General features: G+C 45.2%; 14 protein-coding genes. 7 read left to right on the top strand and 7 right to left on the bottom strand.

What is annotated here, in order from left to right; all coding sequences use genetic code 11:
* Window positions 1-16: 16 nt before the first annotated feature.
* Genes A3IE_RS0103310 through A3IE_RS0103290 form a run of 5 tightly spaced genes read right to left on the bottom strand, consistent with a single transcriptional unit; the run spans window position 17 to window position 5,667 of the window.
* Window positions 17-334 (bottom strand): SCP2 sterol-binding domain-containing protein, encoded by a 318-nt coding sequence (locus tag A3IE_RS0103310; protein ID WP_020394163.1) that lies wholly within the window; start codon window positions 332-334, stop codon window positions 17-19.
* A 15-nt stretch (window positions 335-349) separates the two neighbouring features.
* On the bottom strand, window positions 350-2,149 hold the full coding sequence (locus A3IE_RS0103305; RefSeq protein ID WP_020394162.1) for an acyl-CoA dehydrogenase C-terminal domain-containing protein: 1,800 nt from the start codon (window positions 2,147-2,149) through the stop codon (window positions 350-352).
* Window positions 2,150-2,189: 40 nt separating this feature from the next.
* Window positions 2,190-4,211 carry an oxidoreductase gene (locus A3IE_RS0103300; RefSeq protein WP_020394161.1) on the bottom strand — a complete coding sequence of 674 codons (2,022 nt, stop codon included), beginning with the start codon at window positions 4,209-4,211 and terminating at the stop codon, window positions 2,190-2,192.
* Window positions 4,208-4,807, bottom strand: coding sequence for a MarC family protein (locus A3IE_RS0103295; RefSeq protein WP_020394160.1), 600 nt, complete (start codon window positions 4,805-4,807; stop codon window positions 4,208-4,210). Before A3IE_RS0103295 ends, A3IE_RS0103300 begins: the two co-directional genes overlap by 4 nt.
* Window positions 4,808-4,809: 2 nt before the next feature.
* Window positions 4,810-5,667 carry an enoyl-CoA hydratase-related protein gene (locus tag A3IE_RS0103290; RefSeq protein ID WP_020394159.1) on the bottom strand — a complete coding sequence of 286 codons (858 nt, stop codon included), beginning with the start codon at window positions 5,665-5,667 and terminating at the stop codon, window positions 4,810-4,812.
* Window positions 5,668-5,754: 87 nt separating this feature from the next.
* Between A3IE_RS0103290 and A3IE_RS0103285 the strand changes: the two genes are divergently transcribed.
* The 4 genes from A3IE_RS0103285 (at window position 5,755) to A3IE_RS0103270 (ending at window position 9,921) form a co-directional block, all read left to right on the top strand.
* Window positions 5,755-6,342 carry a TetR/AcrR family transcriptional regulator gene (locus A3IE_RS0103285; protein WP_020394158.1) on the top strand — a complete coding sequence of 196 codons (588 nt, stop codon included), beginning with the start codon at window positions 5,755-5,757 and terminating at the stop codon, window positions 6,340-6,342.
* Window positions 6,343-6,484: 142 nt separating this feature from the next.
* Window positions 6,485-7,822: a histidine--tRNA ligase gene (hisS, locus tag A3IE_RS0103280; protein WP_020394157.1), complete on the top strand. Its 1,338-nt coding sequence runs from the start codon at window positions 6,485-6,487 to the stop codon at window positions 7,820-7,822.
* Window positions 7,823-7,839: 17 nt separating this feature from the next.
* Complete coding sequence (locus tag A3IE_RS0103275; protein ID WP_020394156.1) at window positions 7,840-9,030, top strand: phosphoribosyltransferase HisG-related protein; 1,191 nt, start codon at window positions 7,840-7,842, stop codon at window positions 9,028-9,030.
* A 120-nt stretch (window positions 9,031-9,150) separates the two neighbouring features.
* Complete coding sequence (locus A3IE_RS0103270; RefSeq protein WP_157832827.1) at window positions 9,151-9,921, top strand: autoinducer binding domain-containing protein; 771 nt, start codon at window positions 9,151-9,153, stop codon at window positions 9,919-9,921.
* A gap of 109 nt (window positions 9,922-10,030) precedes the next feature.
* On the opposite strand, the gene A3IE_RS0103265 is transcribed toward A3IE_RS0103270, so the two are convergent.
* Window positions 10,031-10,528 carry a hypothetical protein gene (locus tag A3IE_RS0103265; RefSeq protein WP_020394154.1) on the bottom strand — a complete coding sequence of 166 codons (498 nt, stop codon included), beginning with the start codon at window positions 10,526-10,528 and terminating at the stop codon, window positions 10,031-10,033.
* A 286-nt stretch (window positions 10,529-10,814) separates the two neighbouring features.
* On the opposite strand from A3IE_RS0103265, the gene A3IE_RS0103260 reads away from it, so the two are divergent.
* The 3 genes from A3IE_RS0103260 to A3IE_RS0103250 all read left to right on the top strand — a co-directional run bounded on the left by A3IE_RS0103260 (window position 10,815) and on the right by A3IE_RS0103250 (window position 12,574).
* Window positions 10,815-11,090 (top strand): hypothetical protein, encoded by a 276-nt coding sequence (locus A3IE_RS0103260; RefSeq protein ID WP_157832826.1) that lies wholly within the window; start codon window positions 10,815-10,817, stop codon window positions 11,088-11,090.
* Window positions 11,091-11,189: 99 nt separating this feature from the next.
* Window positions 11,190-12,107 carry an Rpn family recombination-promoting nuclease/putative transposase gene (locus A3IE_RS0103255; RefSeq protein ID WP_020394152.1) on the top strand — a complete coding sequence of 306 codons (918 nt, stop codon included), beginning with the start codon at window positions 11,190-11,192 and terminating at the stop codon, window positions 12,105-12,107.
* 227 nt (window positions 12,108-12,334) lie between these two features.
* Window positions 12,335-12,574: a helix-turn-helix domain-containing protein gene (locus tag A3IE_RS0103250; RefSeq protein ID WP_083900568.1), complete on the top strand. Its 240-nt coding sequence runs from the start codon at window positions 12,335-12,337 to the stop codon at window positions 12,572-12,574.
* 4 nt (window positions 12,575-12,578) lie between these two features.
* On the opposite strand, the gene rsmA is transcribed toward A3IE_RS0103250, so the two are convergent.
* Window positions 12,579-13,376, bottom strand: coding sequence for a 16S rRNA (adenine(1518)-N(6)/adenine(1519)-N(6))-dimethyltransferase RsmA (gene rsmA, locus A3IE_RS0103245; protein WP_020394150.1), 798 nt, complete (start codon window positions 13,374-13,376; stop codon window positions 12,579-12,581).
* Window positions 13,377-13,378: the final 2 nt, after the last annotated feature.

The raw sequence follows: 13,378 nt of genomic DNA, 5'->3' as shown, positions 1-13,378 counted from the left end.
ACTCCGTTGTCTAGGGTTAGGCTTGCGGAAATAAATCATTGAGGCGCATTGCCAGCATGATATTACCAGAGGCTTTTATTTTGCCGCTCATGAACGCTTGCATGCCGTCCACTTCGCCCGTTAATACACCGTGTAAAGTGTCTGGGTCGGTCATTAATGTCACTGAAGCATCGTCTGGTGTGCCTTGCGTTAGGGTACTTTTTCCATCAGCCACTTTGACTTGCCAAGAACCAACCCCTTCGATGTCATACTGAAACACTTCGTCCATTCCGGTGGCGGCTTTGGGGTTAAAGCGTGCTTGCATCCCTTCTAGTAAAGCGTGAATCTCACTCATTAATATTCCTCCTCCTTAAAAACTAAAGTGCGCTGAGTCTAAGGCCATTAAGCTAGCAGAGCCTGCTGAGATAATGGCGACTAGACTGCGTGTGCGTGGCAGAATGCGCTGGTAATAGAAGTTAGCAGTGGCTAATTTAGCGCGATAAAAGTCCGCTTCTGATGTGCCAGCTGCTAATTGTTGTTGTGCGACCGCTGCCATTCTTGCCCATAAATACGCCAATGTCACATACCCAGAGTACATTAAATACTCAACCGATGCAGCGCCTACTTCATCACGATTTTGCATCGACTTCATGCCGATCTGCATGGTCAAGTCGCCCCATTCTTTATTCAACTCCATTAAAGGTTTGATATAGGCTTGAAGCTCGGGATGGTCGGCGTGCTCTTTGCAAAATAAGTGAATAATTTTGGTAAAACGTTTGAGTGATTCACCTTGAGTCATTAGCACCTTGCGGCCTAATAAATCCAGTGCTTGAACTTGGGTAGTACCTTCATACAGCATGGAAATACGGCTATCACGCACGTTTTGCTCCATGCCCCACTCTTGAATATAGCCATGTCCACCAAACACTTGTAAGCCATGATTCGCCGCTTCAAAACCGCATTCAGTCAGGAAGGCTTTCGCAATAGGGGTGAGGAAGGCGAGCAAATTATCGGCGTATTCTTTGTCTTCCGCCTGAGCCGAACGACTGACTTTGTCCGCTTGCTGAGCAGCAAAATACACTAAAGCACGTCCACCTTCGGCAAAAGCTTTTTGGGTGAGTAACATGGTGCGCACGGCCGGATGGACAATAATCGGATCGGCTGGTTTATCAGGGAATGCGGGTGCATTCAACGCACGCATTTGTAAGCGGTCTTTGGCATACGTTAGGGAATTTTGGAAGGCCCATTCAGCATGCGCCAACCCTTGAATCGCTGTACCCAGACGCGCTGTGTTCATGAATACGAACATCGCTTGCAAGCCTTTATTCGGCTCAGCAATCAAAAAGCCTTTCGCGCCATCAAAATTCAATACTGCCGTTGCATTGCCATGAATGCCCATTTTGTGTTCGATGGAGCCGCATTGCACCGCATTACGTTCCCCAATGTCACCCTCAGCGTTGGGTAAAAACTTCGGTACGATGAATAACGAAATACCTTTTGTGCCAGCAGGGGCATCCGGTAAACGAGCCAACACAATGTGAACGATATTTTCGGCCATATCGTGTTCACCAGCGGAAATGAAAATTTTGGTACCAGTGATTTTATAACTGCCATCAGCTTGTGGCTCGGCCTTAGTGCGCAACAAGCCTAAATCCGTACCACAATGGGATTCGGTCAGACACATAGTGCCTGTCCATTGACCACTCACCAGCTTGGTTAAATAGGTTTGCTTTTGCTCTTCGGTGCCATGAATTTCTAAGGTGTTCATCGCGCCATGGCTCAAACCCGGGTACATAGACCAAGCCCAGTTGGCTGTACCGATCAGCTCATTCATGATAATGCCAAGCGAATCGGGCAAACCTTGTCCACCGTATTCAGGGCGATGTGATAATGCAGGCCATCCTCCCTCAACATATTGCTGATACGCTTCTTTAAAGCCATCCGGTGTGGTGACCACGCCCTGATTGAATTGACAACCTTGGCGATCACCTACCCCATTCAAAGGACCTAATACGCGCTCGGCAAATTTACTACCTTCTTCCAGAATAGCATCGACCGTATCGGCGTCTAGGTCTTCACTACCCGGCAGTGTTTGGTAGTGCGTGGTCATGTCGAGCACTTCGTGCAACAAGAAGCGCATATCACGTAGGGGTGCTTTATAATCAGGCATAAGTTTCCTCCAACTTATTCGCTATAATGTTTTTAATTTTTTAGATAGTTAATGCTAACTGGGTTGCTTGCAGAATCGCGCGTTTCGCATCCAATTCCGCCGCCACATCCGCGCCACCAATCAAGTGTACAGGACAGCGCGTAATCTGCGTTTGCAAGTCGCGGCGCGGCTCTTGTCCGGCACAGATAATCACATGATCCACCGGTAAAATTTTTGCTTCACCAGCAATCGTTAAATGTAAGCCGTCATCATCGATTTTTTGATAATCGCACTGGGAGAACATGTGTACACCCCGACGCTTTAAATCCGTGCGGTGAATCCAGCCAGTGGTTTTACCTAAACCGTCACCAACTTTGCTTTTTTTACGTTGCAATAAGTAAACGGTGCGACTAGCGAGAGTATCTTTTGCGCCGTCTTGTGCCAAGCCACCGCGCTGCGTCAAGCTCATATCCACGCCCCATTTGGCCATGAAGTGTGGAATGTTCATACTGCTATCATCGTGATCGTGGGTAATGAATTCTGCTACATCAAAACCAATGCCGCCCGCTCCAATAATCGCTACGGATTTACCCAGTGTTGCACCTTTCAAGACATCCAAATAGCCCAACACTTTGGGATGATCGATGCCTTCGATAATAGGTTTGCGTGGTGTGATTCCAGTCGCTAACACGATTTCGTCGGCAGTCGTGTTATTGAGAAATTCCGCACTAACGCTAGTATTCAGTTTTAGTACAACCCCTGTTTTTTCGAGTTGAACGCGGAAATAACGCAAGGTCTCATTAAACTCTTCTTTACCCGGAATACGTTTGGCGATGTTGAATTGGCCGCCAATCTCAGGACCGGCATCATACAAGGTCACTTGATGACCACGTTTCGCGGCATTGACCGCAAAGGCTAAGCCCGCAGGACCGGCACCCACTACATGAATGTTCTTGATGGTTTTTGTCGGTGTTAAGGTGAAATTTTCCTCATCACACGCGCTAGGATTAACTAAGCAACTGGTGACTTTACCGACAAAAATATGATCTAAACAGGCTTGATTACACGCAATACAGGTATTGATTTCAGCACTGCGGTTTTGCTCTGCTTTGCGAACAAACTCTGGATCGGCCAAGAACGGACGCGCCATAGACACCATATCCGCATCACCGCGTGCTAAAATTGCTTCAGCGACTTCGGGGGTGTTGATGCGGTTTGAGGTAATCACCGGAATCGACAAGGCTTTGCGTACTGCGCTAGTGACCCAAGTGAATGCGCCGCGCGGAACTTTGGTAGCAATCGTTGGAATGCGCGCTTCATGCCAGCCAATGCCAGTATTAATAATCGTTGCACCAGCTTGTTCGATGGCTTGACCCAGTTGCACGACTTCATCGTAGGTGCTGCCTTGTTCTACTAAATCGAGCATGGATAAGCGGAAAATAATAATAAATTCGCGTCCTACCGCAGCGCGTACTTGGCGCATCACTTCTAGTGGTAAGCGAATCCGATTTTCGTAGCTACCACCCCAAGCATCATCGCGCTGATTGGTGCGTGCCGCAATGAACTGATTAAGAAAATAGCCTTCCGACGCCATGATTTCCACACCATCGTAGCCAGCTTGTTGTGCCAGTGTGGCACAGTTGACGAAATCAATGATCTGCTTTTGGATGCCTGCTTCATCTAAGGCTTTCGGTTTGAAAGGAGTAATTGGCGCTTGGATGGCAGAAGGCGCGACTAAGTCTGGATTATAGGCATAACGACCGGTATGTAAGATTTGTAGGCAGATTTTGCCGCCCTCGGCATGGACTGCCTCGGTGATCAATCGGTGCGGAGCTAATTTAGATTCATGGTCTAAAGCCGCCGCATGTTGATAAATGGCACTTTCAGCATTAGGTGCAATACCACCCGTCACAATCAGAGCCACACCACCCTTGGCACGTTCGGCATAAAAGCGAGCCATGCGCTCAAATCCATTCGGCAATTCTTCTAGCCCTAAGTGCATCGAACCCATCAAAATACGATTTTTTAATTGGGTGAAGCCTAAGTCTAGCGGCTGAAACAAATGTGGATAGGCTTGACTCATGTGACACTTCCTATGTTGGTAACACCATCGTAGATAAATTGAATTGCTAAGGCAGCGAGTATGACGCCCAAAAAGCGCCGCAAAATTTCATCCCCCGTTTTGCCAATCACTTTTTGAATATAGTGCGCGTACAATAAAAGCAGCAAAGTAATGAGCAACACGCTAATAATCGCCAAGGTAACGGAGATTTGCTGGGTAAAGTTATTGGCATTAGAAAATAAAAGAATACATAAGGTCAGCGCGCCGGGGCCCGCTAAAATCGGAATCGACATAGGGTAGACAGAAACATCATCTAAGGTAGTTTCTGAGACTTCTTCGTGGCCGGTAATCATGCCAAAGGCACTGTAAAAAAGCAGTAATCCGCCAGCGATGCGTAGCGCATTAATATCAATACCGAGTTTATGTAGTAAAGGCTCACCATAAAGACCAAACGCGACCATTAAAATACAGCTGATCGCCACCGCTTTCACCGCCATCACGCGCCGGTGTTGTAGCGCTTCCGTCGGTAAAATGGCATGGAAAAAAATAGCAGCGCCAATCGGGTCGATGATAACCATGAGTCCGGTGAAGGCATTTAAAAAAGTACTTAACTCCATGCTTATTCTTTGTTAAATGGCTTGCGGGTCATAATAGGTTCAAGCGTGTGTAGCGGCTGATAATGCGGGGCGCGTTTCTGTGTTTTTGCGACAAAACTCTCGCTCATATCAGTGGGCTGGAACATGCCACTTTGCCATGCCGCCGTATAAGCCAAACTATCCGCTGTCGAATGATCGCGCGCATAATTTAATAAATGCTTGCTGCCATAAACGGCCAAAGGCGAATTTCTAACTATTTGCTGAGCAATCTCGTGTATAGCTTTTAGCATAGCGTCTTGGGATTCAAATACCTGATTCACTAAGCCACTACGCAAGGCTTCATCCGCATTGACGGTACGAGCGGTATAGACCCATTCGCGTGCTAAACCCGGATTCACAAGGGTAGGTAAGCGTTGCAAGGTGCCTAAATCAGCGACAATCCCGAGCTGCGTTTCCTTGACACAAAAACTTGCGTCGGTGGTGCAATAACGGCTATCGCAAGCGCACACCAGATCTAATGCCCCGCCAATACAGCCGCCTTGAATCGCGGCCAGTACGGGAATACGTAGGTTTTCTAGGCTAGAAAAGCAATGTTGAAGCTCTAAGACAAGGCGGTGCATAAACTCAGCGCGTCGTCCGGCTTCACCACTGAATAAACGTGGGTCAGGCTGATTGAAAACCGCTAAATCCATACCTGCACTAAAGTGTTTGCCGGTCGATGAGATGATGAGAACGCGAGCCGTGCTTTCCGCCACTTGTTTTAACGCACTGGGAAATTCATGCCAAAAAGCGGCATCGAGGGTGTTATAAGCTTGAGCGCGAATCAAGGTTAAATGCGCAATATCATCGTTTATTACTAACTGCACACTAGTTCCCGTCATGATCTCACTCCTTGAATTATTATCTTAGCGTTGTCAAGATTAGGGCTTAATCTTGACGGTGTCAAGTTATATTGATAATGTAAGTCTATGAAGGCATTAAAGTCACACTATCATCACGGCGATTTGCGCGCCACCTTAGTCGAAGCCGCTGTGCGCTTATTAGAAACCGAGGGGATTGATGCACTCTCGATTCGGCGTTTGGCAGAATTAACCGGTGTATCCCGCGCTGCCCCTTATCACCATTTTCAGGACAAACGTGAATTACTGTGTGCCATTGCTGAAGCGGGTTTTGTACAGCAAGAAGCCACCTTAACCGCTTTAGAAGATTTGCAAGGTCGGGAGCGCATTGAGCAGTTTGTACATACTTATGTGAGCTTTGCCACTCAGCATCGCGAGCAATACGACCTTATGTATGGGCGTGAGATTTGGAAAAATTCTGGAGCAACCACCAGCCTTGAGGTAGTCGCCAAACAATGCTTTAAGCGCTGGTTGAGCGAGGTCACGGCATTACAAGCGCAGTCTATCTTAAACAATAACTTGCCAGCGGTGCGCGTTGCACAAGTGAGCTGGGCAGCTTTACACGGTCTGTGTCGCCTGATCAATGATGGGATTTATGCCGATGATGCAGACATTGAAGCGATGGAAGCATCATTAGTCGCGATGCTTGTTAGCTGACAGATTAGCCATAAACTGCTATCCTCGCGCGGCAAAAGGTAGTCTGAAATACATGCAAACACACTACCACTCACATTCAATAAACACGGATAGTGGTCGGCTCTCGTAGCCTCCCGTCTGAGGCTAATGGTGCAAATAAGCTATGAGTAAAAAGGCCGACTCCATTTCTGGATTTCCCGAATTTTTACCCGAAGAACAGATCGTTTTTAATCGTGCGATTGCAATTATCCGCAAGAATTACGAGTTGGCGGGTGCTGTACCCATTGAAACGCCAGCCGTAGAGCGTACCTCCACCTTGTTAGCCAAAGGGGGAAATGACAAGGAGATTTATGGTTTGCGTCGCCTTAAAGCGGATGCTGGTGAGGATGCCAAAGAACTAGCCTTGCATTTCGATTTGACCGTGCCTTTGGCGCGCTATGTCGCTCAACACCAAAGCCAGCTCATTTTCCCCTTCCGTCGTTATCAAATTCAACCTGTTTGGCGTGGTGAACGTGCGCAATCAGGCCGCTATCGTCAGTTTTATCAATGTGATATTGATGTCATTGGTGAAAATGAATTAGCACTGTTGAATGATGCAGAAATGCCCTATGTGATTTATCGCATCTTCAAAGAGCTGGAAATCGGTGAGTTCCTCATCCGTATTAATAATCGCAAAATCTTACAAGGTTTTTTAGCGAGTTTAGGCTTAAGTGAAACCTTAATTAAAGATGCTATTAGTATTATCGATGGTTTAGAAAAAATTGGTGAGGCTAAAACACGTCAGCAATTAGTGGATTTGGGCGTGGCGTCTGAAGCGATTAATGAACTCATTAGCTTTTTCATGGCGCAGGGTAATACTGAAGAAATGCTGGCGTTCTTGGCGCAAAAAGATTTGAACGACACTTATAAAGCGGGCGTTGAGGAGTTGCGTATTGTAACCGATGCAATGATCAGCCTTGGGATTCCCAAGCAAAATTTTGCGATTGATTTAAAAATTGCGCGTGGCTTGGATTATTACACTGGCACGGTTTATGAAACACGCCTATTGAGTCACCCTGAATTGGGCAGTATTTGTAGCGGTGGTCGCTATGATGAGCTAACGGGCCTCTTTACCACACGCAAATACCCAGGGGTTGGGATTTCAATTGGATTGACGCGTCTTTTACCCTTATTGATGGAAGCGGGTGTGATTCCTGTGCCACCACCAACTGTCGCTCCTGTGCTGGTTTCGGTGATGCAAGCGGATCAAATTGCCAAGTATTTAGGTTATGCTGCTAATTTGCGTGCTGCTGGCATTAATACTGAAGTGTATTTGGAAAATCGCAAATTTAATGCACAGATGAAGTTTGCTGATCGTAAAGGTTTTAAATTAGTCGTGGTTGCAGGTGAAAATGAATTCGCTCGTTCTGTTGCCCTCATTAAGGAAATGAAAACTGGTGTGCAACATGAGGTGGCTGAGACAGATTTAGTGAATGCTGTGAATCAGTTATTAAATAATTAATAAAACGGCAGATAGGCATGTCCTTAATTGATGTTTCTTGTGCGATTCCTCGTAGCGGGCGCACGTTTGAAAATTTTCTCGCCAAGCTAACTCTGTTAGGTGTTAGCAATGCAGAGCATTTAGCTAAGCTCGTACAAGTCATCAAGCAGGGCAAAGATAAGAAAACCGAATCCTTAGAAGATGCGCTGCAAGTATACCAAGAGGCGATGCAGCAAGCGCCGAATGTTGGGATTTTTGTGGATCGTAAGCGCTACAATCGTCCCTATCGCCTTGGTTTTTTGGGAATGGATTGTCAGTTCGGTGACATTACTGTACGTTTTGAAGGTGACGAACCACATAATTGCTCCTCGCTGGTGTCTTTAGGAGAGGCGGATTTAGCATTAGCTGGCTTAGATGAATTATTAACCGTTACCCAGCATTCTTTAATTCACCCCGAGCAGGTGAAAAAGTGGGGTATGTATAATTATCATCTGCCTAAAGAAAAGAAAGTGCGCATTGCTGGTTCGGCGATGTTGACGCGTTGGAACTCTGTGGTTGGGCGACCTATTCAAGATATCGTTGGATTTTTCCTGATTGCGCGTCAAAAACCCTCACACGGCGAGCAATATCATCAAGCCACTGATCACTTAAAGCATCTTGAGCAGTATAAAGACAAGGTTTATGTGAAAGGGCGTTATGCGGATATGATTCGCTCGGCCTATCCAAATCTAAATATTGAAGCGGTTCACGACGTGGAAGATGCGGTAGTCGAATCTAGCACAGGCGGAGTTGGTCTAGAAATTGTTCAAACCGGCAGTACTTTACGACGCAAAGGCTTGGTTTTACTGGGTGGGCCATTATTCTTATCTGAAACCCTCTATGTGGTCGATTATTATAAATATTTGCATAAAGACAATGAGAAATTACGCGAGTTTGTTGAGCAGTTGAAACCGGTGGGCTATTTTGAAGAAGAGCGCTTGTATCAAGTGGCCAATTGGTTTTATGCGCTTGAGGAAAATTTGGGCGATAATTGGGTGAATAAGCCTAGTGTGGGTGATTTATTCTGTGAGCCACATGAGGCGGCCATGGGCTTGCGCCCAACCCGTTTACAAACACGGTATTGGATGCCAGCAGATCATTATAAATTAAAAGAAGCTTTGGAAGCAGTAGAGCAGGCCAGTGCGCAATTAGAGTCCTTTTACTTAGCTATTAAGAACGGTCAGTCTTAATTTAGAGTAATTAATAAGCATCTTCTAGTTTTGGTTTGCGATTTATTAAGTGCTCTACTACTATCATTAAGACCCCTTTTTCTGGCTAAAGTAAGTCTTATGTCGTCTTTCAATCACACGTTGATTGGTCAATTTGTAGAAGAGTTATATAGCGCCAACTCACTTTGGGAGCGCTTTTATATTTACCAACAGTATGTCAATCGTCTAGGATTTCACTCAGCTAGCTATACTTTTATTCCTTCTATTCAGCTTGATCAATCGCTCCCACCTATTTTTCTATATACCAATGAATTTCCAAAAGGTTTTTTGCAGCAATATACTGAGCAAAATTTGGCAAGACATGATTTCACGCTGCGTTTGGCGCGTGATTATAAAGTGGCGCCATCCTTAAATTGGCGTGAGCCTTTAGACTGGCGTGAACACGAAGTTTCCGGGGCCTTATTGCCTCAAGAAGTTGCGGTGATTGAGCTGGCGCGTGTCGATTACGGCATTATAAATGCAGTCAGTATTCCGACTATGATGAGTGAGGCTGGCGTTGCCGGTATGAGTATCATTAGTCATGAAAATGATTGTCTTTTTGAAAAATTAAAAGCGAAGAGTTTACCTACATTATTATCTTGTTCTCAGATTTTTCATGATATGAATTATGCTAGCTCTGATTTGAACTATACGTTCTTAATGCCATTTATTCAAAATTTGAGGCCAAAAGAAATTCAAATTTTACGTTATCTGGCTTCGGGCAAGAATCTGAAAGCTATTGAGGATAGTACAGGAATTTCTTATGGCTATGCTTCGAATCTTTTAAACGAGTTACGCGCAAGATTAGGGGGTATTAGTCGGGATAAGTTGATGTATTTGATTGGTGCTGTAAAATTGTTTAATCTAAATTAAATTTTAAGTATCACAAAACATAAGAGCCTTATTCAAATCCTAGCTCTATAAAAATCCCCCAAATAGCCTAAACTATTTGGGGGCTGTGTATTTATCCGCTGATAACTAATTAGATAATAGTACTGGGGTTGGTGGTACCAATAGCTAGACCGGCAGCAGCTGGAGCCAAGTCCATTGCGTCATTCATATATTCTCTACTTCTAGTAGCACCATAAATTGACCCGATAATGCCACCGGCAATGGCTAATACTGGAGTACCAATTAAAGCAGTTAATCCACCTGGTTTATAACCCAGCATACCCCCTAGGGTAAAGCCAGTTAATGCCCCTGATAGTAAGCCACCTAGGCCACCTGGGGTTTCTTCACGTGGCTGAGCTTTTGGAACCGTATAAGGAACAGGATAGGGGACAGGATAAGAAATAGTATAGCCAGAAGAGCCGTAGGGGTTACTTGCCCCAAACATGCTAGGGGAGCTAGCGCCCTGCATCGTAGGAGCAGTCGCTCCAGTCATGCTAGGAGTTGCAGCACCATAGGGGCTAGGAAAGGCTGCCCCGTAAGGCGATTGCGTAGGAGTTGCATAAGCTTGGCTTGGATATGAGGGTTGCATGTGATGACCTTCTCTACATAGATTAAATAATTTATACAGTTTTCCTATAAGCTGTATAGGATGTTTTTATGGTCTTGAAAAAGATGAATTAATGCGACTATTAAAAATATAGATGGTTTTCTTTAATGGACAATTGGCTAAACTTGAACTCAATGCTTGGTAGATGAGGTTTTGCGTGTTGTTTTAAAAGTTTTATTAGGTTTCCAGGGTCTTATCGGTCTAATTTTTTCAAATAGTTAAGCATAAAAAATACTCATTATGCTTAGTGAGAAGCGGTGCCAATTGCTTGCTCATTAAAAATGGCGACCACGCCTCCACCCTCAAGTCATTTCAGGATTCCCCTGCCATTCGCAAAAAACTCGCCGACATCGACCCCAATATAGTCGAATGGCAAACCGATTTAGTAGTGAGTTACTGGAAAATTGCTCAAGTCCAACCTGAGCAACAACACGCCTTACTCAGTGATGCGCTAGCCATTTTGAAAAAATTAGACCAAGACAATAAATTGGATGCGGAAAAAAAGGAGTGGATTGCTATCTTGAAAAAAGAGCTGAAAAAATAGTTGGTGTTTGCAAAGCAATCGCAGCTTTACACGTTTTGCGAGAAGCCTAGCATTTCATGCTAAACTTGCTCTATGACGAATTGCGTAAGGACAGCAATTATGCAAGCCATTTACCTCAATCCCCTAACCGATTTTGGTTTCAAAAAACTGTTTGGCGAAGAACCCCATAAAGACTTGCTGATTAGCTTTCTCAATACCCTATTGCCTGAACGCCATCAAATTGCCGACTTGCAATACACCAAGAATGAATACCAAGGCATTACCCAAACCGACCGTAAAGCGATCTTCGATCTCAATTGTATCAGCCACACGGGTGAACGCTTCATTGTGGAACTGCAAAAAGTCAAACAGATGTTCTTTAAGGATCGTAGTATTTATTACTCAAGCTTTGCGATCCAAGAACAGGCGCAGCGTGGCGATTGGGATTACAAACTAAAAGCGGTGTATACCATTGGTATTCTGGATTTCATCATGGACGATGAACAATCAGAAGTGCTGTATCACGCACAATTGAAAGACCAACTGAATCGTGTGTTTTATGACAAGCTGAATTTCATCTACTTGGTGTTACCACGTTTTCAAAAAAGCGTGGAACAGCTAGAAACACTACAAGACAAATGGTTGTATGTATTCAAGCATCTGCCTGAACTAGACAGCGTTCCACAGGTATTACACGAGGAAATCTTTCACCGCACCTTTACCATCGCCCAACTCGCGCAATTTAGTCCCGATGAGCGCAAAGCTTACGAAGATAGCATTAAATATTATCGTGATTTGAAAAACTCCTATGATACGGCACACCAAGAAGGTTGGGTGGAAGGTTTAGAGGCGGGTGAGCAATTAGGTTTGGTTAAAGGCCGAGAAGAAGGTGAGCAAATCGGTATTGCCAAAGGCGAGCAACAAGCTTTGCTCAAATTGCTACAAGGGATGCAAGCGCAGGGTTTGAGTGTGGCAGTGATGGCTTCAGTGAGCGGTTTATCCGAAGCCGCCGTAGTAGATTTATTGGCTTCAGCTTAGCTACGCTCCTAAGGGTTCTCTAAAACCTGACTCGCCATTTCCCTATACTATTCGTTTACAAAACCTAGCCTAATCAGGCTCACCAGTTTTTCACGGACACGTGAAGAAACCTCATCAACTGAAATGCACTTTTTTAATGCGTAACGAGTGTGAAATTACAGATTGCAGCCTAGAGCACGTTGCTTAAGACTAGCGGATGCCACAGGCTAGAGGGAGTGCTTGAGTTTATGTCGGTTCTAGATTTTGCAGAATATGTTAACCAACGGATGGAGAGGATGAATTTGTCGGTAGCGAGTGCTGCGGCGCGTTCAGGTGTATCACGTCAGACATGGCACAAATTAAAGCGTGCTGATATTAAAGAGGCCAAAGTTTCAACCATCATCAAAGTGGCTCATACCTTGGAAACGACGCCACCCGAATTGCTAAACATGTATTTCTTTTCTGATTCGCAGCGGCCTTTCAAATAAGTAGCTAGTTTGAGGTTGGAGATAAATTCGCTAAATTTACAAAATCCGCCACACTTAAAGTTTCAGCACGTCGACTAGGATCAATGCCCAGTTGTTTAAACTGCGTCTCTTGGATCATACCTTTCAAGGTGTTGCGTAGGGTTTTTCGGCGTTGTGAGAAGGCTTTTGCGACGAGCTGAGCAAAATGTTCTGGATGATCTGCCGCATGAGGGAGCTTTTGCCATGGGCGTAAATAAACCACGGCAGAATCCACTTTTGGGGGTGGATTGAAAGCCCCTGGACCGACATCCATCACATGATTAGTATCACAATAATATTGGATCATGACTGATAAGCGTCCGTAATCCTTAGTATCTGGTTCGGCGATAATCCGATCCACTACCTCTTTTTGCAGCATGAACAGCATGTCGCGTATCGTTTCTGCTTGGCTAAGTAAGTGGAAAAGAATCGGGGTCGAAATATTATACGGTAAATTACCCACGATCCTTAAAGCTTGGTGTGTCTCGTCTTGTAGTGTGCTTAAGTCGAGCTTTAGGGCGTCGTAGGCGTGAATATGTAAGCGTCCAGCCAGTGTCGTTTGTGAGCGCCACCAAGCAATGACATCACGATCAATTTCCACTACGTGTAATTCGGGCAGAATTTGTAATAAGGGGAGGGTTAAAGCGCCCGAGCCGGGGCCAATTTCCACGACTCGGTCAGTTTTTTGCAAAGCCAAGCTGTCTAACATGCGGGTTATAACGCCTCGATCATGAAGAAAGTGTTGACCGAAGCGTTTTTTAGTACGCTGTGCGTAGGCTTCCAAGA

It is taken from the genome of Thiolinea disciformis DSM 14473, from assembly GCF_000371925.1.
Classification (GTDB): Bacteria; Pseudomonadota; Gammaproteobacteria; order Thiotrichales; family Thiotrichaceae; genus Thiolinea; species Thiolinea disciformis.
The sequence above is the reverse complement of the archived record's forward strand: the minus strand, read 5'-3'. Positions and strand labels throughout refer to the sequence as shown.

Excerpts from the sequence above, each read along its gene's own strand:
- A3IE_RS0103310 (WP_020394163.1), bottom strand. The coding sequence starts at position 334 with ATGAGTGAGATTCACGCTTTACTAGAAGGGATGCAAGCACGCTTTAAC.
- A3IE_RS0103305 (WP_020394162.1), bottom strand. The coding sequence starts at position 2,149 with ATGCCTGATTATAAAGCACCCCTACGTGATATGCGCTTCTTGTTGCAC.
- A3IE_RS0103300 (WP_020394161.1), bottom strand. The coding sequence starts at position 4,211 with ATGAGTCAAGCCTATCCACATTTGTTTCAGCCGCTAGACTTAGGCTTC.
- A3IE_RS0103295 (WP_020394160.1), bottom strand. The coding sequence starts at position 4,807 with ATGGAGTTAAGTACTTTTTTAAATGCCTTCACCGGACTCATGGTTATC.
- A3IE_RS0103290 (WP_020394159.1), bottom strand. The coding sequence starts at position 5,667 with ATGACGGGAACTAGTGTGCAGTTAGTAATAAACGATGATATTGCGCAT.
- A3IE_RS0103285 (WP_020394158.1), top strand. The coding sequence starts at position 5,755 with ATGAAGGCATTAAAGTCACACTATCATCACGGCGATTTGCGCGCCACC.
- hisS (WP_020394157.1), top strand. The coding sequence starts at position 6,485 with ATGAGTAAAAAGGCCGACTCCATTTCTGGATTTCCCGAATTTTTACCC.
- A3IE_RS0103275 (WP_020394156.1), top strand. The coding sequence starts at position 7,840 with ATGTCCTTAATTGATGTTTCTTGTGCGATTCCTCGTAGCGGGCGCACG.
- A3IE_RS0103265 (WP_020394154.1), bottom strand. The coding sequence starts at position 10,528 with ATGCAACCCTCATATCCAAGCCAAGCTTATGCAACTCCTACGCAATCG.
- A3IE_RS0103255 (WP_020394152.1), top strand. The coding sequence starts at position 11,190 with ATGCAAGCCATTTACCTCAATCCCCTAACCGATTTTGGTTTCAAAAAA.
- A3IE_RS0103250 (WP_083900568.1), top strand. The coding sequence starts at position 12,335 with ATGTCGGTTCTAGATTTTGCAGAATATGTTAACCAACGGATGGAGAGG.